Annotated in this window: 19 protein-coding genes; 13 read left to right on the top strand and 6 right to left on the bottom strand. The window is 67.6% G+C overall.

The genetic code is table 11. The features are described from left to right. Positions 1-11 precede the first annotated feature (11 nt). Together ABS761_RS03715 and ABS761_RS03710 are read left to right on the top strand one after the other, a co-directional pair. Positions 12-1619 carry a peptide chain release factor 3 gene (locus ABS761_RS03715; protein WP_350406741.1) on the top strand — a complete coding sequence of 536 codons (1608 nt, stop codon included), beginning with the start codon at positions 12-14 and terminating at the stop codon, positions 1617-1619. Positions 1620-1671: 52 nt separating this feature from the next. After that, a complete protein-coding gene (locus ABS761_RS03710; RefSeq protein WP_350406740.1) occupies positions 1672-2289 on the top strand; it encodes a hypothetical protein in 618 nt (205 codons plus the stop codon). Between the two features lie 22 nt (positions 2290-2311). On the opposite strand, the gene bfr is transcribed toward ABS761_RS03710, so the two are convergent. The 3 genes from bfr to rpoN all read right to left on the bottom strand — a co-directional run bounded on the left by bfr (position 2312) and on the right by rpoN (position 4504). Next, on the bottom strand, positions 2312-2782 hold the full coding sequence (gene bfr / locus ABS761_RS03705; RefSeq protein WP_350406739.1) for a bacterioferritin: 471 nt from the start codon (positions 2780-2782) through the stop codon (positions 2312-2314). 82 nt (positions 2783-2864) lie between these two features. Further along, complete coding sequence (locus ABS761_RS03700) at positions 2865-3110, bottom strand: (2Fe-2S)-binding protein (RefSeq protein WP_350406738.1); 246 nt, start codon at positions 3108-3110, stop codon at positions 2865-2867. A 14-nt stretch (positions 3111-3124) separates the two neighbouring features. Continuing rightward, on the bottom strand, positions 3125-4504 hold the full coding sequence (gene rpoN / locus ABS761_RS03695; protein ID WP_350406737.1) for an RNA polymerase factor sigma-54: 1380 nt from the start codon (positions 4502-4504) through the stop codon (positions 3125-3127). A gap of 15 nt (positions 4505-4519) precedes the next feature. On the opposite strand from rpoN, the gene ABS761_RS03690 reads away from it, so the two are divergent. Both ABS761_RS03690 and leuA read left to right on the top strand, forming a co-directional pair. Next, positions 4520-5062 carry a hypothetical protein gene (locus ABS761_RS03690; RefSeq protein WP_350406735.1) on the top strand — a complete coding sequence of 181 codons (543 nt, stop codon included), beginning with the start codon at positions 4520-4522 and terminating at the stop codon, positions 5060-5062. Positions 5063-5505: 443 nt separating this feature from the next. Continuing rightward, positions 5506-7209 carry a 2-isopropylmalate synthase gene (gene leuA / locus ABS761_RS03685; RefSeq protein ID WP_350406734.1) on the top strand — a complete coding sequence of 568 codons (1704 nt, stop codon included), beginning with the start codon at positions 5506-5508 and terminating at the stop codon, positions 7207-7209. Between the two features lie 71 nt (positions 7210-7280). Here the strand turns inward: leuA and ABS761_RS03680 are convergent, their stop codons facing one another. Then, positions 7281-7631: a DUF1840 domain-containing protein gene (locus ABS761_RS03680; protein WP_350406733.1), complete on the bottom strand. Its 351-nt coding sequence runs from the start codon at positions 7629-7631 to the stop codon at positions 7281-7283. A 93-nt stretch (positions 7632-7724) separates the two neighbouring features. Between ABS761_RS03680 and ABS761_RS03675 the strand changes: the two genes are divergently transcribed. The 4 genes from ABS761_RS03675 to ABS761_RS03660 all read left to right on the top strand — a co-directional run bounded on the left by ABS761_RS03675 (position 7725) and on the right by ABS761_RS03660 (position 14610). Then, the gene (locus ABS761_RS03675) at positions 7725-11435 is read left to right on the top strand and encodes a phospholipase effector Tle1 domain-containing protein (RefSeq protein WP_350406732.1); all 3711 of its coding nucleotides are present in this window, start codon (positions 7725-7727) and stop codon (positions 11433-11435) included. Between the two features lie 113 nt (positions 11436-11548). Further along, a complete protein-coding gene (gene argS / locus ABS761_RS03670) occupies positions 11549-13234 on the top strand; it encodes an arginine--tRNA ligase (protein WP_350406731.1) in 1686 nt (561 codons plus the stop codon). Between the two features lie 5 nt (positions 13235-13239). After that, on the top strand, positions 13240-13944 hold the full coding sequence (locus tag ABS761_RS03665; protein ID WP_350406730.1) for an SPOR domain-containing protein: 705 nt from the start codon (positions 13240-13242) through the stop codon (positions 13942-13944). A 36-nt stretch (positions 13945-13980) separates the two neighbouring features. Continuing rightward, positions 13981-14610 carry a thiol:disulfide interchange protein DsbA/DsbL gene (locus ABS761_RS03660; RefSeq protein ID WP_502881384.1) on the top strand — a complete coding sequence of 210 codons (630 nt, stop codon included), beginning with the start codon at positions 13981-13983 and terminating at the stop codon, positions 14608-14610. Positions 14611-14826: 216 nt separating this feature from the next. On the opposite strand, the gene metC is transcribed toward ABS761_RS03660, so the two are convergent. Together metC and ABS761_RS03650 are read right to left on the bottom strand one after the other, a co-directional pair. Next, positions 14827-16041 carry a cystathionine beta-lyase gene (metC, locus tag ABS761_RS03655; protein WP_350406728.1) on the bottom strand — a complete coding sequence of 405 codons (1215 nt, stop codon included), beginning with the start codon at positions 16039-16041 and terminating at the stop codon, positions 14827-14829. A gap of 45 nt (positions 16042-16086) precedes the next feature. Then, entirely contained in the window at positions 16087-17157 is a 1071-nt protein-coding gene (locus tag ABS761_RS03650; RefSeq protein WP_350406727.1) for an MBL fold metallo-hydrolase, read from the bottom strand. Positions 17158-17249: 92 nt separating this feature from the next. Here ABS761_RS03650 and ABS761_RS03645 point away from each other — a divergent pair, with 92 nt between their 5' ends. The 5 genes from ABS761_RS03645 to ABS761_RS03625 all read left to right on the top strand — a co-directional run bounded on the left by ABS761_RS03645 (position 17250) and on the right by ABS761_RS03625 (position 23636). Then, positions 17250-17657 (top strand): MerR family transcriptional regulator, encoded by a 408-nt coding sequence (locus ABS761_RS03645; RefSeq protein WP_350406726.1) that lies wholly within the window; start codon positions 17250-17252, stop codon positions 17655-17657. A 64-nt stretch (positions 17658-17721) separates the two neighbouring features. Next, positions 17722-18900, top strand: coding sequence for an isovaleryl-CoA dehydrogenase (locus ABS761_RS03640; protein ID WP_350406725.1), 1179 nt, complete (start codon positions 17722-17724; stop codon positions 18898-18900). A gap of 9 nt (positions 18901-18909) precedes the next feature. Further along, the gene (gene aceK, locus ABS761_RS03635; protein ID WP_350406724.1) at positions 18910-20760 is read left to right on the top strand and encodes a bifunctional isocitrate dehydrogenase kinase/phosphatase; all 1851 of its coding nucleotides are present in this window, start codon (positions 18910-18912) and stop codon (positions 20758-20760) included. 18 nt (positions 20761-20778) lie between these two features. Further along, positions 20779-21960, top strand: coding sequence for an acetyl-CoA C-acyltransferase (locus tag ABS761_RS03630; RefSeq protein ID WP_350406723.1), 1182 nt, complete (start codon positions 20779-20781; stop codon positions 21958-21960). Positions 21961-22031: 71 nt separating this feature from the next. Next, positions 22032-23636: a carboxyl transferase domain-containing protein gene (locus ABS761_RS03625; protein WP_350406722.1), complete on the top strand. Its 1605-nt coding sequence runs from the start codon at positions 22032-22034 to the stop codon at positions 23634-23636. Positions 23637-23643 lie beyond the last annotated feature (7 nt).

Below are 23643 nucleotides of genomic sequence, written 5' to 3'. Positions count from 1 at the left end.
GACATCGACCCATGAGCCTGTCTGACGAAGTCGCTCGGCGACGCACTTTTGCCATCATCTCGCACCCGGACGCGGGCAAGACCACCCTGACTGAAAAGCTCCTGCTGTTTGCAGGCGCCATCCAGATCGCGGGCAGCGTCAAGGCGCGCAAGGCCAGCCGCCACGCCTCCTCGGACTGGATGGAGATCGAAAAACAGCGCGGGATCTCCGTCGCCTCATCGGTGATGCAGATGGAATACCGCGATTGTGTGATCAATCTGCTCGACACCCCGGGCCACCAGGACTTTTCAGAGGACACCTACCGCGTGCTGACCGCCGTGGATGCGGCCCTGATGGTGATCGACGCGGGCAACGGCGTCGAACCCCAGACCATCCGCCTGCTGCAGGTCTGCCGCGCACGCAACACGCCCATCATCACCTTCGTCAACAAACTCGACCGCGAGGTGCGCGAGCCGCTGGACCTGCTCTCGGAAATCGAGGCACACCTGGGGATGGACGCGATTCCATTCTCCTGGCCCGTGGGGATGGGCCGGCATTTCGGCGGGGTCTTCGACATCCGCAACGACCGCATGCGCGTCTTCAAGGCGGGTTCCGAACGTCATCATGATGACGACGAAACCATCGAGGGCCTGGACAACCCGGCCATCTTCGCGCGCTTCGGCGACGCCTACGCCAAGGCGCGCGAGGAAATCGAGCTGATCTCGGGCGCAGTGCCCGCGTTCGACCGCGAGGCCTTCCTCGCTGGCCGACAGACACCGGTATTCTTTGGCTCGGCGATCAACAATTTCGGCGTTCGCGAGGTGCTGGACGCCCTGGTCGAGCAGGCGCCGGCGCCCGGCCCGAGGCAGGCCGTCGAGCGGCTCGTCCGGCCCGACGAGCCGCGCTTTACCGGTATCGTCTTCAAGGTGCAGGCGAACATGGACCCTGCCCACCGTGACCGCGTGGCCTTCGTGCGGGTCAGCTCGGGGCATTTCCAACGCGGCATGCGCCTGAAAGTCGGGCGCAACGGCAAGGAGATCCGGCCGAACAACGTGGTGTCTTTTCTGTCGCAGCGGCGCGAGATCCTCGAGGAGGCCTACGCGGGCGACATCATCGGCATCCCCAATCACGGAATCCTGCAATTGGGCGACGTGCTCACCGAGGGCGAGACACTGGCCTTCACCGGGCTGCCGTTCTTTGCCCCCGAGCTGTTCCAGGCCGTCGAGGTCAAGGACCCCCTACGCACCAAGCAGTTGCGCACGGGCCTCACCCAACTCGGCGAGGAAGGCGCCATTCAGGTCTTCCGGCCTCAGGCTGCGGGCGGTGCGCTGCTGCTGGGCGCGGTGGGCCAACTCCAGTTCGAGGTGGTGGCCCATCGCCTCAAGACCGAATATGGAGTCGAGGCGCGCCTGATGCCCTCGCGCTACAGCCTCGCCCGCTGGATCACCAGCGAAGATCCCAAGGCCTTGAAAAAATTCATGGACGCCAACGCCGCCAATATCGCCCACGATGTCGTGGATGCGGCCGCTTTCCTGGCGAGCTCGCCCGCCCAGCTACGCGTCGCGCAGGAACTCTACCCGGCCGTCGAGTTTCACGCCATGCGCGAACATGCGGGCCAGGTGTTCGGCGCCGGGGTCTAGCGTCCTTTACAATGTCGGCGATGGATCGATTTTCTGACCAGGGGGCCGCATCATGTCCTGGCGTTTGATATTCGCCACTCTCTTGCTCGTCGCCGGCGCATCCGCCTGGGGCGGGCTGCAGCTTGGCGACTGGCTGATTGCGCACGGCCCCGCCCAGCCCCCGCTCACGACGCACCCCGAGCTCGAGGCCGTCCAGGTCCTGGGCGCCGACGGCAAGCCCTTCGTTGCCACCGCGCCGCAACCCCTGCCCGATGGGCGCCTGGGCGTGCCTCAAGCTGCGCCACCCGTGAGCTGGGAAATCCAGCCCATGCCGCTGATGGCCTCGGCGCCGCCGATCGCCCTGGCCACCACCACCATCACCATGGATGAGGCGATCGCCCTGGCATCACAAAACCAGCGTAACGGCCTCGAGGGCATCGCCACGGTCGGCGCCCTCGGCTCGAGCGCGATACAGCCAGTGGACATCACGACCGCCCCGCCGGCGGCGGCGGGCCCCCAGGGCCAGGACGGCAACTGGCAGGCGGCCTTCCGCAAGGAACTGGCGCTCTGTGAGAGCAAAGGATTCTTTTCCAGGCCATCGTGTGCCTGGGCGGCCCGCAACAAGTACTGCGAACCCAACAACGCATGGGGCCGGGTGGACGACTGTCCGGCGCGCAATCCCGCTAATTAGCGCAACGCCGGACGCCGGGGGATCACTCGCCCATCTGGGATTGCAGGTAGTTCTGCAGGCCGACCTTATCGACGAGCTCGATCTGGGTTTCCAGCCAGTCGATGTGTTCCTCAGTGTCGTTCAGAATGTCCTGAAACAGGTCGCGCGAGGTAAAGTCCCGCACCGATTCGCAATAGGCCATGGCCTCTCTGACGGTCGCCTGTGCGGCGGTTTCCAGTTTCAGATCACAGGCGAGGATCTCGGGGACGGTCTCGCCGATCAGGAGCTTGTGCAGGTCTTGCAAATTGGGCAGGCCATCGAGCATGAAGATGCGCTCGATCAGTTGGTCCGCATGGCGCATCTCGCCCAGGGATTCCTCGTATTCGTGCTTCCCGAGCTTTTCGAAGCCCCAGTGCTTGAGCATGCGCGCATGCAGGAAATACTGATTGATGGCCGAGAGCTCGTTCTTGAGCTGCTTGTTGAGATGCTGAATGACCGTCTTGTCGCCTTTCATGGCCAGTGCTCCTGTCGGCGGGCCTCGCCGGCGGCTGAGGCCCAAAGCATTAGCCTAACACGTCGCTTTTTCCTTGGGGCGGTCAGGCGGCGCGGCGGCGGACTTCCCGGCCCTCGAACACGGTGCTGGGCGCCAGGCTGGCGAGATCCAGCGCGGGTGCGGCGGCGTAACGGCCGCCCGGCAGATACTCTGCCGCGGTTTCGGCGCAATGCCCGCAGCAGGTCGCCACTCCAAGACTGGCCTGGAGATCGGACAGTGCCTGGGCGCCCTGCGCCACGGCCTCCTGGACCTGACGCTCGCTGATCGCATTGCATACACAAATATACATGCGAATCATTATCATCATTTTTCCTGTATCGCGCAAGCCCCTGCGAGACCGGCGCGCGCCTTGCGCAGGCTCGCCGTCGGCACGCCCATCGCCTCACGGTACTTTGCGACCGTGCGCCGGGCAATGGATACGCCGCGCTCGGCCAGCAGCTCGGCGATGCGGCTGTCCGACAAAGGCCGCCCGGCGGGCTCATCGACGAGAATGGCCTTCATCAGGTCCCGGACCGCGAGGGCCGACGTGTCCTCGCCATCGCGGGTCTGGACCGCCGTGCCAAAGAACTGTTTCATCTCGTAGATGCCCCAGGGGGTCTGGGCGTATTTTTGACGCGTCGCCCGCGAGATCGTGGACTCGTGCAGGCCGAGCTCCTCGGCGATGTCGCGCAGCACCAGGGGCCGCAGCGCCCGCGGGCCGTTCTCGAGGAATTCGTGCTGACGCTCGGCCAGCGCCTGGGCCACCCGCAGGATCGTTTGCTGCCGCTGGCCCAAGCTGCGGATCAGCGTCCTTGCCTGACGCACCTGCTCTTGCAAGGCGCCGGCCTCATCGGTCTGCGCCAGGCAGTCCGCATACACCCGGTTGACCCGCAGACGCGGGGCGAGGGCGGGATTGAGGCTGGCCTGCCAACGGCCGCGGGCCCGATGCAGCAGCACGTCGGGCACGATGTAATGGATGCTCCCCGAGTCCCAGGCGCGCCCCGGACGGGGCTCGAGGCGCAGGATCATGGCGTGCGCGCGATCGAGCCGCGCGCGATCGCACCCCAGGAGATCGCACAGGCGGCTGAACTTGCCGGCCGCAAGCAGGTCCAGGTGCGCCGTCATGCGGCGCGCGCAGTCGAGCGCCGCCGCGTCCTCCGCGCCATCATCGGCCAACCGGCCAAGCTGCAGCGCCAGACACTCGGCCAGCCCGCGCGCACCCACCCCCGGCGGATCGAAGGATTGCAGCAAGCGCAAGGCGGCGGCCAGTTCGTCGGGATCGACCTCCCAGTCGGCCGGCAGGGCCGCCGCCAACTCCTCAAGCGCCCCGTCCAGGTAGCCGTGCTCGTCCAGGGCGGACACCAGCGCGGCGACCAGGGCCCGGTCGCGTTCCGTGGCCCGGGTGGCATGTAACTGTTGTAAAAGAAACTCCTCGAAATTCTGCCCGCGCCCGCTTTCTGGGATATCATCGCTGCCGACCCTGGCCGCGGGCTGCGACCACCAGCGCTCGAGCTGCTCGGCCTGCACCGCCGTCTCGTCCGGCGTCTCCAGCCGCTCGAGCATGGGGTTTTCCTCGAGCGCCTGCGCCAGTTCCTGCTCCAGTTCCTGGGACGAGCAATTCAGCAGGCGGATGGCCTGCTGTAGCTGCGGGGTCAGGACCAGTTGCTGACGCTGACCCAATTCCAGGGACGGACGCGATTGCATAGTTAAAATACGATCATGAATTCCGAACAGACACGACACCCCAGCCGCCAGGATCACGCGATCTTGCGCACCGCCTTGTTCAAACTGACGGCGACTCGCAAGATCATCGTCACAATCGTGATCGCGGTGGTTGCCCTGGCCTGGTATGACTTGCTCAACAGGCTGTTGGCCTTCGGCGACGGCATCGACTACGCGGGCCTGCATGTGATGGGCGCCGAGGCTACCGCGCTGATGCAGCGGTACAACCCGTTCTTCTGGTGGGCGCTGGTGGCGTTGAGCACGGTCATCATAGCCTATTTTCTGGCTCTGTTCGCGCGCGCCTCGATGCGCACCGCCCGTGGCAGGCCGATCGACGAGGCCACCTTCGCGCAGCTGTCCAATGGACTGTCGGCCCCTGCTCTAGAGGTCTTGCTCTGGGCCTGGCAGGAACGCGACGAGCCCCTGCGCGTCGCCGACCTGCAACGGGCCCGCGATGGGCTGCGCGCCGATCGCGCCGGCAAGCTGCAACGGGCCGCGCGGCAACGGGCCGCCCTGGAACAGGCACGGCACAACGACTGAGCACGCGGGTGTGCAAATCAACAACATTCCGCACCGGCAATCCGCCTGCGGCGCTCCATGACCCGCCGAGCATCGGCCGCAACCCGAAAACTGCGCCGCGCAGGCGATTCCGAGGGCAATGCCCCTGTGTCAATGCGCGCGGCGGTGGACGGTGCGCGGGCCCGGCCCCTTGCCAGCCGCCGGAAAATATGGTTGACTTTCACATTATGAGCATTTCACGCAGCCCCTCCGTTCTCCCGCCGCGATCCGCCGCGGCAGGGCGCGTGCGCGTGGCGGCCCCGTCCCGCTTGCAGCTCCTTTCGTCCCTCCTACCTGCGCTACTGCTGCTACCGATCGGTTGCCGGGCCTAGCGCCGCGTGGCAGTTCGGCAACCTGCATCCGCCACAGTTCCCGTCTTTTCGCATCCGCGCGCCGGATGACACACCGCACAGCCAGGTATCGCCATGATCAAGAATCCTTCCGACAAATACGTCCCGTTCCGTCCGTTCGTCCATGATTTTTCTGAACGCACGTGGCCCAGCCGCCGCATCGCGCAACCCCCGATCTGGATGAGCACGGATCTGCGCGACGGCAACCAGGCGCTGATCGAACCGATGAGCGTCGAGCGCAAACTGCGTTTCTTCGAGCAGTTGATCAAGATCGGCTTCAAGGAAATCGAGGTGGGCTTCCCCTCGGCCTCGCAGACCGATTTCGACTTCGTGCGCAAGCTCGTCGACGAGCATCGCATCCCCGACGACGTGACGATCATCGCGCTGACCCAGGCCCGCGAGGATCTGATCGCCCGCACGGTCGAAGCGGCCGCGGGCGCCAAGCACGCGATCATCCACATGTACAACGCCTGCGCACCCGCCTTTCGCAAGATCGTCTTTCGCATGAGCCGCGACGAGGTCCGCCAGATCGCCGTCCAGGGCACCCTCATCGTCAAGGCCGAGGTCGCCAAGCATCCCGAGACCCATTGGCGCTACGAATACTCGCCCGAGGTCTTCAGCACCACCGAGCCCGAGTTTGCCCTCGAGGTCTGCAACGCCGTGGTCGAGGCCTGGCAACCCACCGTGCAAGACAAGATCATCCTGAACCTGCCCGCCACCATCGAGGCGACCACCCCCAACCTGTACGCCGACCAGATCGAGTGGATGCACACGCACTTGGCCGAGCGCGACAAGATCGTCCTGAGCGTACACCCGCACAACGATCGCGGCACGGCCGTGGCCGCCGCCGAGTTCGCCGTCATGGCCGGCGCCGACCGCATTGAAGGCTGCCTGTTCGGCAACGGCGAGCGCACCGGCAACGTGGACCTGGTCACCCTGGCCCTGAACCTGTACACCCAGGGCATCGACCCGGGCCTGAATTTCTCGGATATCGACGAGATCCGCCGCTGTGTCGAGTACTGCAACCAGTTGCCCGTACACCCGCGCCACCCCTATGCCGGGGACCTGGTGTTCACCGCCTTCTCGGGCTCGCATCAGGACGCCATCAAAAAGGGCTTCGCCACCCAACAGGCCGACGCGGTCTGGGAAGTCCCCTACTTGCCGATCGACCCGGCCGACCTGGGCCGCAGCTACGATGCGGTCATTCGCGTCAACAGCCAGTCCGGCAAAGGCGGCGTGTCGTACCTGCTCGAGCAAGAGCACGGCCTGGTGTTGCCGCGCCGCCTGCAGATCGAATTCAGCCGCGCCATCCAGCGCGTCACCGACGACACCGGTCGCGAGGTCACGCCCAAGGACGTCTACGACATCTTCTCGTCCGAGTACCTGGATCGCGAGACGCCCTGGAAACTCGTGCGCCACCGCATCACCGGCAGCCCCAAGACCGACGGCCGCAAGCAATTCGCCATCGAGATCGAAGTGCAGGTCGATGGCGCGATCCGCCAGCTCGAGGGCGAGGGCGACGGCGCGATCTCGGCCTTCGTCAACGCCCTGGGTCTGGATGCGCGCATCATGGACTACCAGGAACACGCGATCGGCACGGGCACCGACACGCGCGCAGCCTCGTACGTCGAGATGCGCATCGACGAGGCGGCCTCGGGTTTCGGCGTGGGCATCCACGAGGACATCGTGACGTCCTCATTCCTCGCGATCCTGAGCGCCATCAACCGCCATGCGGCGACCCGCGCCCAGGCCGCCGCCCGCGAGAACGTCGCGGCCTGAGCCACGCGCACGCGGCGGGCCACCCGGCCATCCCCCTCTGGGCGCGGACCAGCCCCGTCGGGGCTAGCGCCCTACCACTGGGGCGCGGGCTCCCAAGTCACGTCCTCGCCCTTTTCACGAGCCAGGCGCAACATGGCCAGCAAGGGCCAGGCGCGCCGGCCCAGGCTGACAAATTGTTCGATCGGGTGTTCGGCCGCATCGTCGTGGCCGCCCGCGTCATGTTCCTTTTTGGGCTCGGGACTGGCGGCGATCGCAGATTCGATGCCGGCGATCGCCGCATCGAGTTGCGCCCGCGTGATGACGCCGCGCTCGGGCAGTTCCAGCTCGTCGAAGGTCTTGCCAGCCGCCTCCAGAATCGGCTTGGCATGCCTGGCGAACATCAGGACTTCGGCGGCGGATTTGGAGTGGAATAGGACAAGCATGGTCGGATTCCCACAATGGACATGTTGATACACTAACGCAACTTCCCCACCCTGCCAAGCAGGAGAATGGCTGGTTTCCAAAGAGGAGCCGCCATGCCTGCCCAGCCCTCGCGCCGCCCGCATCCGCTGCCGTCGATCCTGCTGCTCGGCTGGGCGCTGGCCGGTGGCACACCCGCCGGCGCGCAAGGCATGTGCCACGCTCCGGTGCAGGGCCTGCCCTGTGCGCGGATTCTCACGGCGCCGCCCACCGAGCCCGCGCTGAACCTGGGGATCGGCAATCCGGTACACCTCGCGACGGGCCAAAAATTCCAACGTGATCTCGATTTGCCCGCGCCGCCCGATGGCCGCTATCCGGCCCTGGTCCGCATCCACCGTTCCGGCGATGGATCGCCCGGCCCTTGGGGCGCGGGATGGCACGGCGAATACGACCTCCGCCTGACGACGCGCGGCACGGGATGGCATATCGTGCAGGCCGATGGCGCGCGTCTGCGCTTCGGCGCCGATGGCCGGTCGCGCGATGCGGCCGCCGGCCGCATCGAGGTCTCCGCCCAGGGACGCCTCTGGCGCTGGCCGGACGGCACGACGCTGGCCTTCGACGCCAAGGGTCGGCTGACCGTCCTGCGGGTGCCCGCGCAGGCGCCCATCCACATCCTGCGCCACGCCTCGGGGCCGTTGGCCGGCGCCATCGAGCGGATCGCGCAAAACGGCGGCGACCTGCGCTTCGCCTACGATCCGGCGGCCTCGCCCCCCCGCGTCGCGCACATCGACACGCCGGCCGGGCGCTTCGAGTACCGATACGAGCAGGGCCCGACCGGCGGCGCGCGCCTGATCGGCGTCGTCCGCCCGGACGACATGCAGCGCCATTACGTGTACGAGGCCGACCATCAGGCCGGACACCCGCACGCCATCACGGGGGTCGAACTCGCCGACCCCGGCGGGCGGACGGCGCGGATCCGCAGCTGGGCCTACGACGCCGCCGGCCGCGTCACGCAGGCCGTGCCGGGCCCGCCCGACCAGGGCCGCGGGCGCCTGCGCATCCTGTACCCCGACCAGACCGGCGAGGCAGGGCTCACGCGTGTCCTGGGCGCCGACGGATCGCGCACCGACCTCGTCCATGCGATCCGCGGCGGCCGCCATGTGCTGCGGGCAGTGCGTGGCGACGGCTGCCCGGGCTGCGCGCCCCCGGGCCTGGAGGCCGCATACGACCCCCAGGGCCGGCTGGTCAGCCTGGGGGGCCTGCGCCTGGCCCGCGACGGCGCGGGCCGAATCGCACGCACCGTCCCCGTGGCACCAGGGTGGCCCGGGCTGGTCCTCGAGTCCGACCACAGCCGGCGCGAACACGGCTGGCGCACACCCCTCACCGGCGTCACCCGCATCCGCCATGACGCACGCGGCTTGCCGGAACGCATCGAATACGCGAACGGCAACCGCCTGGACATCGCATATGACCGGGCGGCGCGCCCCATCGCCCTGGAGGCCGGTGGGGCCGGCGCCGACACGCTGCGCACCACCCTGGATTGGCGCGGCCCCTGGCTCGTGCGCATCCATCATCCCGCCGAGACCGAATCCCTGCGCCACGACGCGCTCGGCCGCGTGGCCGGGCGCGCGGTCCGGCGCCCGCACGCCGCGGGCGCGCTGCGTTACGAGGAATCCTTCGCCCATGACGTGCAGGGGCGGCTCGTGCGCCATGGCCTGCCCGAAGGCGGCGCCCTGCACTACGCCTGGGGCGAGGGTGCCCGCCTCACGGGCATCGTCTGGGAAACACCGAGCGGCGAGCGCCGCACGGTCATCGAAACCGTGGCGGGCGAACCCGGCTACCGCCACGGCAACGGCCTGCATCTGGCAAGCCATGCCGGCCCCGATGGCCGGGCCGACACCCTGCTGCTGCGCGATGGCGCCTCGATCCGTTGGCTCTCGCGCCGCGTGCACGCCCCGTCCGGCCTGGTGCGTCGCAGCCTCGAGGACGTGCCCGAGGCCGGATACGGCGCCACGCGCGACTACGCCTATGATACGCAAGGGCGGCTGGCGGGCCTGCGCGAGCACCTCCGCCTGGACGGCGAGGCCCGTGCCGCACGCGAGGCCTGGCTGGCCTGGCGATCCGATGGCACCCTGCTGACCGAATCGGTCCGCACGCCCGCCCACACGTCCCCCGACGCGGCCGACGGCCGGACGCAGGCCATCCGGCGGGATGCCTCGGGCCTGCCCACGCGGGCCGAGGGTCTCGATCTGCGCTACAGCCCGCAACGCCGCCTCGCGCAGGTCGAGCGTACCGGTCGCATGGTGGCCGGATACACCCACAACGGCCGAGGCCAGCAGATCCGACGCACCAGCCCCGAGGGCGACACCGAACTCTATTACCTGGACAATCGCGTGGCGGCCATCTGGCGGCGGCCTCCGGGCGCGGCCGCTCCGAACGCCCCGACCTTCGGCGTCAGCCAACGCTTCATCTATGCGCACGAGGCCCCGGTCGGCCTCATCGAGACTGGCACCGATGGCGAACCCAGGCTTTACGCCCTCCACGCCGACCTGCTGGGCGCACCGCGCCTGGCGACCGACGGGGCACGCCGCATCCGCTGGCTGGCGGACCTGGATGTCGGCGGCCGCGCCGCACGGCTGGCGGGCGACCTGGATCTGGACCTGCGCCTGCCCGGCCAGTTCCACGATCCGGCCACGGGCTGGCACGACAATATCTTCCGCAGCTATCTGCCCGAGGCCATGCACTACCTCGAGCCCGATCCGCTCGGACCCCTCCCCGGCCAGCAGGCGCTGGGCTACGCCGGTCAGCAGCCCATGCGCCACGTCGATCCGTTGGGCCTGCTGCTGATGGCCTTCGATGGCTCCCGGCACGATCGGATCACCGCGAGCAATGTCTGGAAATTGTCCCAGCGCTACACCGGCGGTCCGGTCCATTACCATGCGGGTCCCGGCAACGAGGCCTACCTGGACTGGGACGCCATCACGGCGGCCAGCGCCGGCCAGATCCTCAGAAACCAATGGCAGTCGCTGCTCAACTCGCTGGCGAGCGCCCAGGGCACGCGCCAGCCCGTCCCCATCGACATCCTCGGCTATTCCCGCGGCGCCGCCCTGGCCCGACACTTCGCCAACCAGATCGCCGCGCACACCCGCGATGGCTGGTTCTCGATCGACGACCCGCTGCGCGGAACGATCGGCCTGTGCCTGGACCTGCGCTTCATGGGCCTGTTCGACTCGGTGGCGCAATTCGGCCTGCTGGGGGCGCACAACGCCGGCTACGCGCTGGGCATCGCCCATGCCTGGCAATGGGTGGCGCACGCCGTCGCCTTGCACGAATACCGCCTGATGTTCCCCCTGCTGTCCGCCGACGGCGCCGGCCACCTCAATGCGGTCGAGGCCCCCTTCATCGGTGCGCACGCCGACATCGGCGGCGGCGTGCGCCTGAACCACGCCGGCGAACCCGAGCCCGCCGGCGATCTGTCCGACGTGGCGCTGAACTGGATGCTGTGGCAGGCGCGCGCGGCGCAGGTGCCCTTTGCCGACTTGGCGCCCGAGGAGCGCCAGGTCACCGAGGCGCTGCTGCACGACGAGCGCCCGGCATGGCAGCGGATGCTCGCGGACAGCGACCGCGCCATCCAGGACAGCCGCGGCCTGTCCACCCTGATGGCTCAAGGCCGTCACGAACAGCTCGGCGACGTCCGGCGACGCGAGCTCGAAGCCTATATACGGCGTGTGGACGACTGGCGCGGCGCGGCTGGCAGCGTAGCGGGCGAAGTCGACATGCAGGGATACGGACAGTGGCTCGAGTCGGCCCTGGGTCTGCGGATGTAGCGCGGCTCCGCTGAAATCACGCTATCATTCCAGGATGCCCTGACGATCCCGTTTCGACGGAATCGGCCCGACCCGGGCCTGTGTTCCCGCACCCCGAAACTTTTCCGCACTCCATGCTACCAGAGCAACACGCCCAGCTCATCGCCGTCATCCAGTCCGCGCTTGCCCGCACCCTCCCCGAGGCCACGCCGGAGATCACGCTCGAACGACCCAAGGTCGCCGCCCACGGCGACATCGCCTGCAATGTCGCCATGCAGGCCGCCCGCGCAGCGCGGCGCAACCCGCGCGAGCTGGCCCAGGCCCTGGTGGCCCTCATCCTGGCCGACGAACGGTCCGCGAGCCTGATCGCCCAGGCCGAGGTCGCGGGCCCCGGTTTCATCAACTTCCGACTGGCCGCCGCCGCGCACCAGGCGGTGCTCGCGGCGATCCGCGACAAGGGTCCGGGCTATGGCCACCGCGCGCCAACCGAGGACAAGGTCATGGTCGAATTCGTCTCGGCCAACCCCACCGGCCCTCTACACGTCGGCCACGCACGCCAGGCGGCGCTGGGTGATTCGATCTGCCGACTGTTCGCCACCCAAGGCGCCCAGGTGACCCGCGAGTTCTACTACAACGACGCCGGCAACCAGATCCACAATCTGGCGATCAGCGTCCAGGCGCGCGCGCGCGGCATCGAGCCCGATGCGCCGGATTTCCCGGTCGATGGCTACAAGGGCGACTACATTCTGGACATTGCGCGCGACTACATGGCGCGCGCGACGCTGCAGGCCGCCGATGGCGAGCCCGTCCAGGCCGCGGGCGACCTCGATGACCTCGAGGCCATCCGCCGCTTTGCCGTGGCCTACCTGCGCCGCGAACAGGACCTCGACCTCCAGGCCTTCGATCTGCGCTTCGACCACTACTATCTGGAAAGCTCCCTCTACACCAGCGGCCGAGTCGACCGCACGGTCCAGGCGCTGGTCGCGGCAGGCCATACCTACGAGCGGGACGGCGCGCTGTGGCTGCGCACGACGGAACTCGGCACCGGCGACGACAAGGACCGCGTCATGCGCAAGTCCGAGGGTGGCTATACGTACTTCGTGCCGGACGTCGCCTACCATGTCTCCAAATGGGAGCGCGGCTTTCACCGGGCCATCAACATCCAGGGCACCGACCACCACGGCACCATCGCCCGGGTGCGGGCGGGCCTGCAGGGCCTGAACCTGGGCATCCCCAGGGACTACCCCGCCTACGTGCTGCACAAGATGGTCCGCGTCATGCGCGACGGCGCCGAGGTCAAGATATCCAAACGCGCCGGCAGCTACGTCACCCTGCGCGACCTGATCGACTGGGTGGGGCGCGATGCGGTGCGGTTTTTCCTGGCCCAGCGGCGAGCGGATTCCGAATTCGTGTTCGACGTGGACCTGGCGCTCTCACGCAGCGAGGAAAACCCCGTCTACTACATCCAATACGCCCACGCGCGCATCCACTCGCTGCTGGGCCAGCACGCCGAGCTCGCAACGCGGATCGACGAGGCCGACCCCGCCGTCCTGGAGGCCCCTACAGAGATCAAGCTGCTGCAAAGGCTCGCCGAGTACCCGGGCACCCTGACGCTTGCCGCCCAGGAACTGGCGCCGCATCAACTGGCGTTCTGGCTGCGCGACTGTGCGGCGGATTTCCACGCCTGGTACAACGCCGAGCGCATCCTGGTCGATGCGCTGCCGCTGCGCGCCGCGCGGCTGCGCCTGGCCAAGGCCACCGCCCAGGTCCTCGCCAACGGCCTGGGATTGCTCGGCGTCTCGGCCCCTGAAAGGATGTGACCCGAATGGCGACTCGCAAACGTAAAACCTCCTCACGCTCCGGCGGGACCTGGCTCGGCCTGATTCTCGGCATGGTGCTGGGCGTCGGCGCGGCCGTGGCGGTCGCCTTGTTCGTCACCCAGGCCCCCATGCCCTTCATGGACAAGGCCAGCCGCAGCACGCCCTCGACCCTGCTGCCCGATGTCAGCAACGCCCCCGATCCCAATATCGGCCTGTACGGCAAGGACGGACCCGCCGGTACCCGCAGCCCCGCGCAGGGCGGCGGCACGAACAATCCACCGGCCCCGGCGCCCAGCGAGAGCGGGAACCCCCTGGCCGACGACATCGGCAAGCTGATCGCCGGCCTGGACGCAAAGCCATCCGCCGTCCCGCCACCCTCGGCGCCGCCGGCCGCGACCGCTGCATCGGGCACCGCATCAGGCGCCCAGGCGCCCGCACCCCCGCCCACGAAACCCGCGGCCCAGCCGGCCCCGGGCACCCAGACCATCTACTATCTGCAGACCGGCGCATTCCGGTCCAAGGACGAGGCCGAGGCCATGCGCGCACGGGTGCTGCTGCTGGGCCTGCCGGTGCGCATCGAGCAGGGGCAGTCAAACGGCAGCGCCATCAACCGGGTCCGGGTGGGCCCCTTCAAGGGCATCGATGAGATGAATCGCGCGCGCACTCAACTCGGCAGTGAAAAAATCGAATCCTCTGTCGTCCGGCCCTGAACGGACGCTAACCCCGACCTTCGCACCACGGAGTCCCTGATGAAGTCCTTTCTTTCCCGCATCGCCCTGGGCATGGCCCTGGGGCTATCCCTGGCGTTTGCGCCCATGGCGCAGGCCGCCAACCCATACGACGTCGTGGACCCCGCCCAGCCCTCTGATACACCGGGCAAGATCGAGGTACTCGAATTTTTCGCCTATACGTGCCCGCATTGCAAGGCAATCGAGCCGCTGGTCGAAAAATGGCGGCCCACGCTGCCCGCGGACGTGGCGTTCAAAGCCGTCCCGGTGGCCTTCAACGCCAGCATGCAGGACCTGCAAAAGCTCTACTACGCGCTCGAGGCCATGGATCGCCTGGATCTGCATGCCACCGTGTTCCGCGCCATCCACGATGAACACGAGCGTCTGTTCAAAGCCGACGCCATCATCGACTGGATTGCCGGGCAAGGCGTGGATCGTCAGGCCTTCATCGACGTGTTCAACTCATTCGGCGTCAAGACCCGCGTGATGCGCGCCGACGAACTGGTCAAAGCCTACCATATCGATGGCACGCCCTCCTTTGCGATCGGCGGGCGCTACGTGACCTCGCCCTCGCACACCGGCACGTACCAGGGCGCCATCGACGAGGCCGACAAGCTGGTCAAGCAGATACTGGCCGAAGGGAAGTAAATAAGGCCCCCACGCTGCGCCTGCGGCTTGCTGCCCCCCAGGGGGGCGCTTTTTCCTTGGGGCGGCCCGGCGGAAAAAAGACCCCCACGCTGCGCCTGCGGCTTGCTGTCTACCTCACCGCTTGCAGGCGGTTCGGATTCACCAGGCACGGAACGGTCCGCAGGACCATTCCGTATCCCGGCTCATCCCCAAAGGGGGCGCGCGGCTTGTCGTACCTTAGGCCAGAGCTTGTGTGAAGGCCTGCTGGAGGTCGGCGATCAGGTCGCGCGGATCCTCCAGGCCGATATGCAGGCGCAGCACACTGCCGGCGCGCAATCGCGCATCGGCCTGTTCGGCCCAGTAGCCATGCGTCTGCAGAGCCTGGGGCTCGACCTGGGTGACGAGGCTCTCGTAGCCCCCCCAGGAATAGCCGATGCCAAACAGGCGCAAGGCGTCGATCAGCCGCCGGGCGCCGGCCCCATCGAAATCCACCGCCACCGACAACAGACCGTTCGAGCCCTGCGCATCCCGGCGCCATAGCGCGTGACCTGGATCGGCGGGCCACGCCGGATGAAACAGGCGCGAAACCTCGGGGCGGGATTCCAGCCAGCGACAGACCTCGAGCGCATGGACCGCGCTCTGGCGCATGCGCAGGCCCAGCGTGCGCGCACCGCGCAGGGCGAGCCAGGCATCGTCCGCGCTGACCGTACTGCCCAGAGCATAGTGGGTTTCGCCCAGCCGCCGGTTCAGCGCCTCGTCGCACGCCACCGCCGCGCCCAGCATCAGGTCCGAGTGCCCACCGATGTATTTGGTCGCCGCGACGACCGACACGTCCGCGCCCAGCGCCAGGGGGCGATAGACATATCCCGATCCCCAGGTGTTGTCGACCACCACCACGAGGCCATGCGCACGACCCCAGCGCGCCAGCGCCGGCAGGTCCAGCATCTCTAGCAACAAAGAGCCCGGTGATTCCAGATACAGCACCCGGGTTTCCGGCCGCAGGGCGGCCGTCAGGGCCTCGACCGTGGGCCGCACGAAATCCATGCGCACGCCCATGCGCGACAGGATGGTCTTGTGCAGATAGCGCACCGGCGCATAGACGCAATCAGCCGCCAGGATATGGTCGCCCTGCCCCGCCAGGGCCAGCAGCGCCATGCTGATCGCCGCCATCCCCGAAGGGGCGAGGAAGGCCCGGGTGCCCCCCTCGAGCTCGCACAACAGGGTCTCGAGCGCCGCATGGGTCTGCAGGCCCACGCGCCCGTAGGTCGGGACCCGCTCGCCGCGCGCCTTGGCCGCCTGGGCGCGGTCGAGGGCCTCCATGTCCGCAAAGCGCACCGTGCTGGTGCGCATGGACGGCATGGCGACGGGCCCGCTGCCCGTGGCCGGGTCCAGCGGCGCCTGGCCGGTATGCTGCAGCAGGGTATCGAGGCGGGCGTCTGAGGGGACGGACATGGGCGGGCCTGAAAAAATCTGGTGGACGTTGCGGCTGGCGAGGCGCTAGACGCGCTGGAAACGGTAGATTCCTTGCGCATCGACGCTGCGGCGCAGCTTCCCTTCGAAGTATAAGGCGTGCAGGTGGGCGATGGCCTCGCCCATGGCGAAGGTGAGCTGGTGCAGGTCGAGTTTGCGGCGAAACAGCACGGGCAGGATGTCGGTCGCACTCACGGGCTCGCCGCAGGCCACCAGCAACTCATCCAGGCGCTCGGCATGATGGGCATGCTGCTGGGCTACGCGCTCGTGCAGGCCCGTGAAGGGGCGGCCGTGCGACGGCAGCACCAGCGTGTCGGCATCCAGACCATCGTAGGCCTTGAGCGAATCCAGATACAAAGGCAGGGGATTGGCCTCGGGCTCGAGATCGAACACGCTGACATTGGTCGATATCCTCGGCAACACCATATCCCCCGAGATCAGCACCCCCAGCGCGGGGCAGGACAGCGAGGCGTGCTCAGGCGCATGGCCATAGCCCACGATCACACGCCAGTCTCGTCCGCCGATGCGCAGAACCTGGCCATGGAGCATTCGATGAAAGCTGCCGGGCATTCCCGGCACCAGTCCGCTGTAGTAGCCGTGGCGCTCGCGGATCTGCCGCTGCGCCTCGGGATCCAGCAGGCCGTGCTGCGCAAAATGCCGCACCGCGGATTCCCCGGTGGGCCCCCCGCCTTCGGCGTCCGCGGGTGCGGGCGCCGACCATAAGCGGGCCAGCGTATAGTCGGTCATGGTCATCCATAAAGGCGCCTGCCAGCGCTCGCACAGCCAGTGTGCAAGCCCCACATGGTCGGGATGCATGTGCGTCACGACCACCCGCAGGACCGGCAGGCCGCCGAGCGCATGTTCGAAGACCTCTTCCCAGCGCGCCCGCACCTCGGCGCGGTCGATGCCGCAATCGACCACGGTCCAGCCCTGGCGCCCGTCGATCTCATCGCGCAGCAGCCACAGATTGATGTGATCCAGGGCGAAGGGCAGCGGCATGCGGATCCACTGCACCCCATCGGCGATGCCGACCGCCCGGCCCGGTTCGGGGAGGGCTTCGCCCAGGGGATAGCTCAGTTTCTGCTCATTCGGATTCAATTGATTTCTCCACGGATACAGTGGCGCGCGGCCATATGGATTTGATGCATATTATGGCATTATGTATTGACGTTAACGTAAGCTTCCGCCCCATGACTCAAATCACCTGGACCATTTCCGAGCTGGCCCGCGAATTCTCGGTAACGCCGCGCACGATCCGCTTCTACGAGGATCAGGGCATCGTCAGCCCAGGTCGCCAAGGGCGCAACCGGGTCTATTCGACGCGCGACCGCACGCGGCTCAAGCTCGCGCTGCGCGGCCGCCGCCTGGGCTTGCAACTCGCAGAGATCCTGAGTCTGATCAATATGTACGACGAAACCGGCGCCAGCAGCACCGCCCAGTTGCGGCACTACGCCCAAGTGCTTGAGACCCACCGGATCAAGCTCGAGCAGCAGCGCCAAGACCTCGAGGTGACGCTGCGCGAGATCCGCCAGCAAGAGGCTGAATGCCAAGCCTTGCTGCGCGAACGCGCCCTGGATGCTGCTTCGGCCAGATCCTGATTGACGTTAACGTAAACGTCATAGCAAAATAAGGCCTTATTCACGCCCCACCCTGGAGACTCCCATGAACTTGCCCGGCCTCAATTTCGAACTCGGCGACGACTTGGACATGCTGCGCGATGCGGTCCGCGATTTCGCGCAGGCCGAGATCGCACCGCGCGCCGCCGCCGCCGACCGCGATGACCAGTTCCCCATGGACTTGTGGCGCAAGTTCGGCGACCTGGGCCTGCTCGGGGTGACCGTGGACGAGGCCTACGGCGGCTCCAGCCTCGGCTACCTGGCCCATATGATCGCCATGGAAGAGATCTCGCGCGCGAGCGCCTCGATCGCCCTGTCCTACGGCGCGCACTCCAATCTGTGCGTCAACCAGCTCCACCGCAACGGCACCGAGGCGCAAAAGCGCAAGTACCTGCCGGCGCTCGTCTCGGGCGAACGCATCGGCGCCCTGGCCATGAGCGAGCCAGGTGCCGGCTCGGATGTGGTCGCCATGCGCCTGCACGCCGAAAAACGCGGCGACCGCTACGTGCTGAACGGCACCAAAATGTGGATCACCAACGGCCCCGACGCGGACACCCTGGTGGTCTACGCCAAAACCGACCCGCAGGCACGCCAGCACGGCATCACCGCCTTCATCGTGGAAAAGGGCTTCGCGGGATTCTCGGTGGCCCAGAAGCTCGATAAGCTCGGCATGCGCGGCAGCCACACCGGCGAACTGGTGTTCCAGGACTGCGAGGTGCCCGAGGAAAACGTGCTGGGCGCCGTCAACGGCGGCGTCCGGGTGTTGATGAGCGGCCTGGACTACGAGCGCGCGGTCCTCGCCGCGGGCCCCCTGGGCATCATGCAGGCGGTCATGGACGTGGTGGTGCCCTATGTGCACGAGCGCGAACAGTTCGGCCGGCCGATCGGCGAGTTTCAACTGATCCAGGGCAAGCTTGCCGATCTCTACACGACGCTGCAGGCCTCGCGCGCCTTTTGCTATACCGTCGGCAAAAACCTCGATCGCCTGGGCACCGCGCACGTGCGCCAGGTACGCAAGGACTGCGCGGCCGCCATTCTGTACTGCGCGGAAAAAGCGACCTGGATGGCGGGCGAGGGCATCCAGATCCTGGGCGGCAACGGCTACATCAACGACTACCCCACGGGCCGCCTGTGGCGCGACGCCAAGCTCTATGAAATCGGCGCCGGCACCAGCGAGATCCGCCGCATGCTGATCGGCCGCGAACTCTTCGGCGAGACCGCCTGACGCGATCCCATGAGCGATTCCGGGGACCACCAGCGCATTGAGCCCGTCGCCCCCCGGCGGCTGTCGCCCGAGGCCGTGGCGCGCATGATTCTTGCGGGCTTCGACCGCCACTACTCGCTGTTTCGCTACGGTGCGCAGCGCGCCAAGTCGCTGTTCGAGTCCGGCGACTGGCACGGCATCCAGCGGCTCTCGAGCGAGCGCATCGAATACTACGACATGCGCGTGCGCGAATGCGCCGCGACCCTGGCGCAGGCCCTGCGCGGCAGCGATACGGCGCCGGCGCCGGGCATCCCGGCCGCCCTGACGCCGGCGCAGCTCGAATTCTGGCAAGAAACCAAGGCCCTCTACGTGGGCCTGCTGGCGGGTCACCGGCAGCCTGAATGCGCCGAGACGTTCTTCAATTCGGTCTCTTGCCGCATCCTGCACCGCAGCTACTTCAACAACGATTTCATCTTCGTGCGCCCCACGGTGGCGACGGAGTACATCGATGACACACTGCCCTCGTACCGCAGCTATTACCCCCTGAGCGACGGGCTGGCGGCCACCATCGTCCGCATGGTCGCGGACTTCGGCCTGGCCGCGCCCTACGCCGACCTGCCGGCCGACGCCCGCCGGCTCGCGCGCCTGGCGATCCGCCAGTTGCGCCTGCGGCTGGCGCGCGGCATTGGCCAGCGGCTCGCGCCGGATTGCCAGATTCAGGTCCTCAACACCTTGTTTTTCCGGAACAAGGGCGCCTACATCGTCGGCCGGCTGATCAACCAGACCGCCATCCACCCCTTTGCCATCGCCCTGCTGCACAATCCGGCCGGACAGGTCCGCCTGGACGCGCTGCTGCACACGAGCGACGACCTCAGCACCTTGTTCAGCTTCACCCGGGCCTACTTCCTGGTGGACATGGAGGCGCCCGCCGCCTATGTGGAATTCCTTATTTCGCTGTTCCCACGCAAGCCCAAGGCCGAGGTCTACACCACCTTGGGGCTGCAGAAGCAGGGCAAGACGCTGTTCTACCGCGATTTCCTGCACCACCTCTCGCACTCGCACGACGCCTTCGACTACGCGGCGGGGATCGAGGGCATGGTCATGACCGTGTTCACCCTGCCGTCGTATCCCTACGTGTTCAAGCTGATCCGCGACCGCATTGCCAAGGACGGCATGACCGAGGACATCGTGCGCCGCAAGTACCAAATGGTCAAAATGCACGACCGCGTCGGACGCATGGCCGACACCTGGGAATACTCGCTGGTGGCCCTGCCCAAGCGGCGCTTTTCAGCGCGCCTGCTCGATGGCCTGCGCGCCGAGGTGCCGAGCCTGATCGAGGAAACCGAGGACACGGTCCTATTCAAGCACGTCTACATCGAGCGGCGCATGACGCCGCTGAACCTCTACCTGGCGCGCGCCTCGGACGGTGCCCTCGAGGCGGCCGTGCGCCAATATGGGCAGGCCATCCGCGAGCTGGCGGCGGCGAACATCTTCCCCGGCGACATGTTGTACAAGAACTTCGGCGTCACGCGCCTGGGGCGCGTCGTGTTCTACGACTACGATGAGATCCAGCGCATGACCGAAATGCAGTTCCGCCGGATCCCGCCCGCCCCCAACGAAGAGGCCGAGCTCGCGAGCGAGCCCTGGTACCCGGTGGGCCCCAACGACGTATTCCCCGAGGAGTTTCGTCACTTCCTGCTGGGCGACGCGCGCGTACGCGCCGCCTTCCTGGCGCACCACGCCGAGCTGCTGGACGCACAATGGTGGCAAGAGTGCCGGATGCGCGCCTCACAGGGCCGGATCGAGGATATTTTTCCGTACGATAATGCCAGAAGGCTGCTCGGCTCGGCGCCACCGCCCTATCCCCGCAGCATCCTCTGAAACTTTCTGGAGCTCATCATGTCCGATCACATCATTCTCGCCTCAGTCGCCCGCACCCCCATGGGGGGCATGATGGGCAGCCTGTCCGGACTGGCCGCCCACGAGTTGGGGTCGATCGCCATCCGCGCCGCCGTCGAACGCGCCGGCATCACCGGCGATGCCGTCGATGAAGTCATCATGGGCAACGTCCTGCAGGCCGGCCAGGGCCAGGCCCCGGCGCGCCAAGCGGCGCTGGGCGCCGGCCTGCCGCTGGGCGTGGCCTGCAGCACGCTGCACAAGGTCTGCGGCTCAGGCCTGAAGGCGGTGATGCTGGCCCACGACATCATCAAGGCCGGATCGGCCGACGTGGTGGTGGCCGGCGGCCAGGAAAGCATGAGCAACGCCCCCTACCTGCTGCTGCGCGGCCGCCAGGGCTATCGCTATGGCCACTCGACGGTCTACGACCACATGGCCCTCGACGGCCTGGAGGACGCCTACCAGCGCGGCACCGCGATGGGCGTGTTCGCCGAGGACTGCGCCGCCAAGTACAGCTTCACCCGCGAACAGCAGGACGCCTTCTCGCTGGAATCCCTGCGCCGCGCCCGCCAGGCGAACGAGGACGGCTCCTTCAAGTGGGAAATCGTCTCCGTCGCGATCAAGGGCCGCAAGGGCGATACCGTGATCGACACCGACGAGGCGCCCTTCAAGGCCATGCCGGAAAAGATCCCCACCCTCAAGCCCGCCTTCAAAAAGGACGGCACCATCACCGCCGCCAACGCCTCCTCGATCTCCGACGGCGCCTCGGCGATGGTGGTCATGCGCGAATCCACGGCCAAGACCCTGGGCGCCACGCCGCTGGCACGCATCGTCGCCCATACCCAGCACTCTCAAGAGCCCGGCTGGTTCACCACGGCGCCGGTCGGCGCCATCCAAAAGCTCCTGGACAAAACCGGCTGGAGCACGGACGAGGTCGATCTCTACGAGATCAACGAAGCCTTCGCGGTGGTCACGATGGCGGCGATGGCCGACCTCGGGCTATCCCACGACAAGGTCAACATCCACGGCGGCGCCACCGCCCTGGGCCACCCCATCGGCGCCTCGGGCGCGCGTCTGCTGACCACGCTGGTGGGCGCGCTGCGCAAGACCGGTGGCCGCCGCGGCATCGCCTCGTTGTGCATCGGCGGCGGCGAGGCCGTGGCGCTGGCCATCGAAATGCTCTGAATCCAAGCCTCCCGGGGCGCGCGGCCACGGCCGCGCGCCCTTTCGACCAGGCCCGTTTTCCAGGAGCCCATATGCCGGTCATCGAATCCAGAATCAACCCCAGGACACAGGAATTCCAGGACAACGCACAAGCCATGCACGCCCAGGTCGAGGACCTGCGCGCGCAACTCGCGCGCACCGCCTCCGGTGGCAGCGAATCGGCCCGCGCCAAGCACCTCGCGCGCGGCAAGCTGCTGCCGCGCGAGCGCGTCGAGCGGCTGCTCGATCCGGGCACGCCGTTCCTGGAACTCTCGCCGATGGCCGCGCATGACCTCTACGACAATGCCTCGCCAGGCGCCGGCATCATCACCGGCATCGGCCGCATCGCCGGCGCCGAGTGCGTCATCGTCTGCAACGACGCGACGGTCAAGGGCGGCACCTACTACCCCCTGACAGTCAAGAAGCACCTGCGCGCGCAGGAAATCGCCCAGCAGAACCGCCTGCCCTGCATCTATCTGGTGGACTCCGGCGGTGCCAATCTGCCCAATCAGGACGACGTCTTTCCCGACCGGGACCACTTCGGCCGGATCTTTTACAACCAGGCGGTGATGTCCTCGATGGGCATTGCCCAGCTCGCCGTGGTCATGGGTTCGTGCACCGCGGGCGGCGCCTATGTGCCGGCCATGAGCGACGAATCCATCATCGTACGCAATCAGGGCACGATTTTCCTGGGCGGCCCACCACTGGTGAAGGCGGCCACCGGCGAGGAGGTCTCGGCCGAGGATCTGGGCGGCGGCGACGTCCACACCCGGCTCTCGGGCGTGGCCGACCACCTGGCGGCCGATGACACGCACGCGCTGCGGCTGGCGCGCGAGGCCGTGGCCCGCCTGAACCTGGCCAAGCCCGCCGCGCCCGCCGGCGCCTGGGCCGAACCCCTGTATGACGCCCGCGAACTCAACGGCATCATCCCCCGCGACACGCGCAAACCCTATGACGTGCGCGAGGTCATCGCGCGGATCGTGGACGGCTCGGAGTTCGAGGAATTCAAGGCGCGTTTCGGCACCACGCTGGTCACGGGCTTCGCCCGCATCTACGGGATGCCGGTGGGGATCATCGCCAACAACGGCATCCTGTTCTCCGAAGCAGCGCAGAAAGGCGCGCACTTCATCGAGCTGTGCTGCCAGCGCCGCATTCCGCTGGTCTTCCTGCAGAACATCACCGGCTTCATGGTCGGGCGCAAATACGAGAACGAGGGCATCGCGCGCCACGGGGCCAAGATGGTCACCGCGGTGTCCACCGCCTCGGTGCCCAAGTTCACGGTCCTGATCGGCGGCTCGTTCGGCGCCGGCAACTACGGCATGTGTGGCCGCGCCTTCAGCCCAAGGCTGCTGTTTCTCTGGCCCAACGCCCGCATCTCGGTCATGGGCGGCGAACAGGCCGCCAGCGTGCTGGCCACGGTGCGCCGCGAGGGCATCGAACGCAAGGGGGGCCAGTGGAGCCCCGACGAGGAAGAAGCCTTCAAGGCGCCGATCCGCGCCCAATACGAGCATGAGGGCCATCCCTACTATGCCACCGCGCGTCTGTGGGACGATGGCATCATCCAGCCGGCGGACACCCGCCGCGTCCTGGGGCTGGGCCTGTCGGCCGCGCGCAATGCACCGATCGAGGACACGCGATTCGGCGTGTTCAGAATGTAAGGAGACG

Source organism: Castellaniella sp. GW247-6E4 (genome assembly GCF_040276065.1).
Lineage (GTDB): Bacteria > Pseudomonadota > Gammaproteobacteria > Burkholderiales > Burkholderiaceae_B > Castellaniella.
Note: the sequence above shows the minus strand (reverse complement) of the source record. Positions and strands in the feature narration are given on the sequence as shown.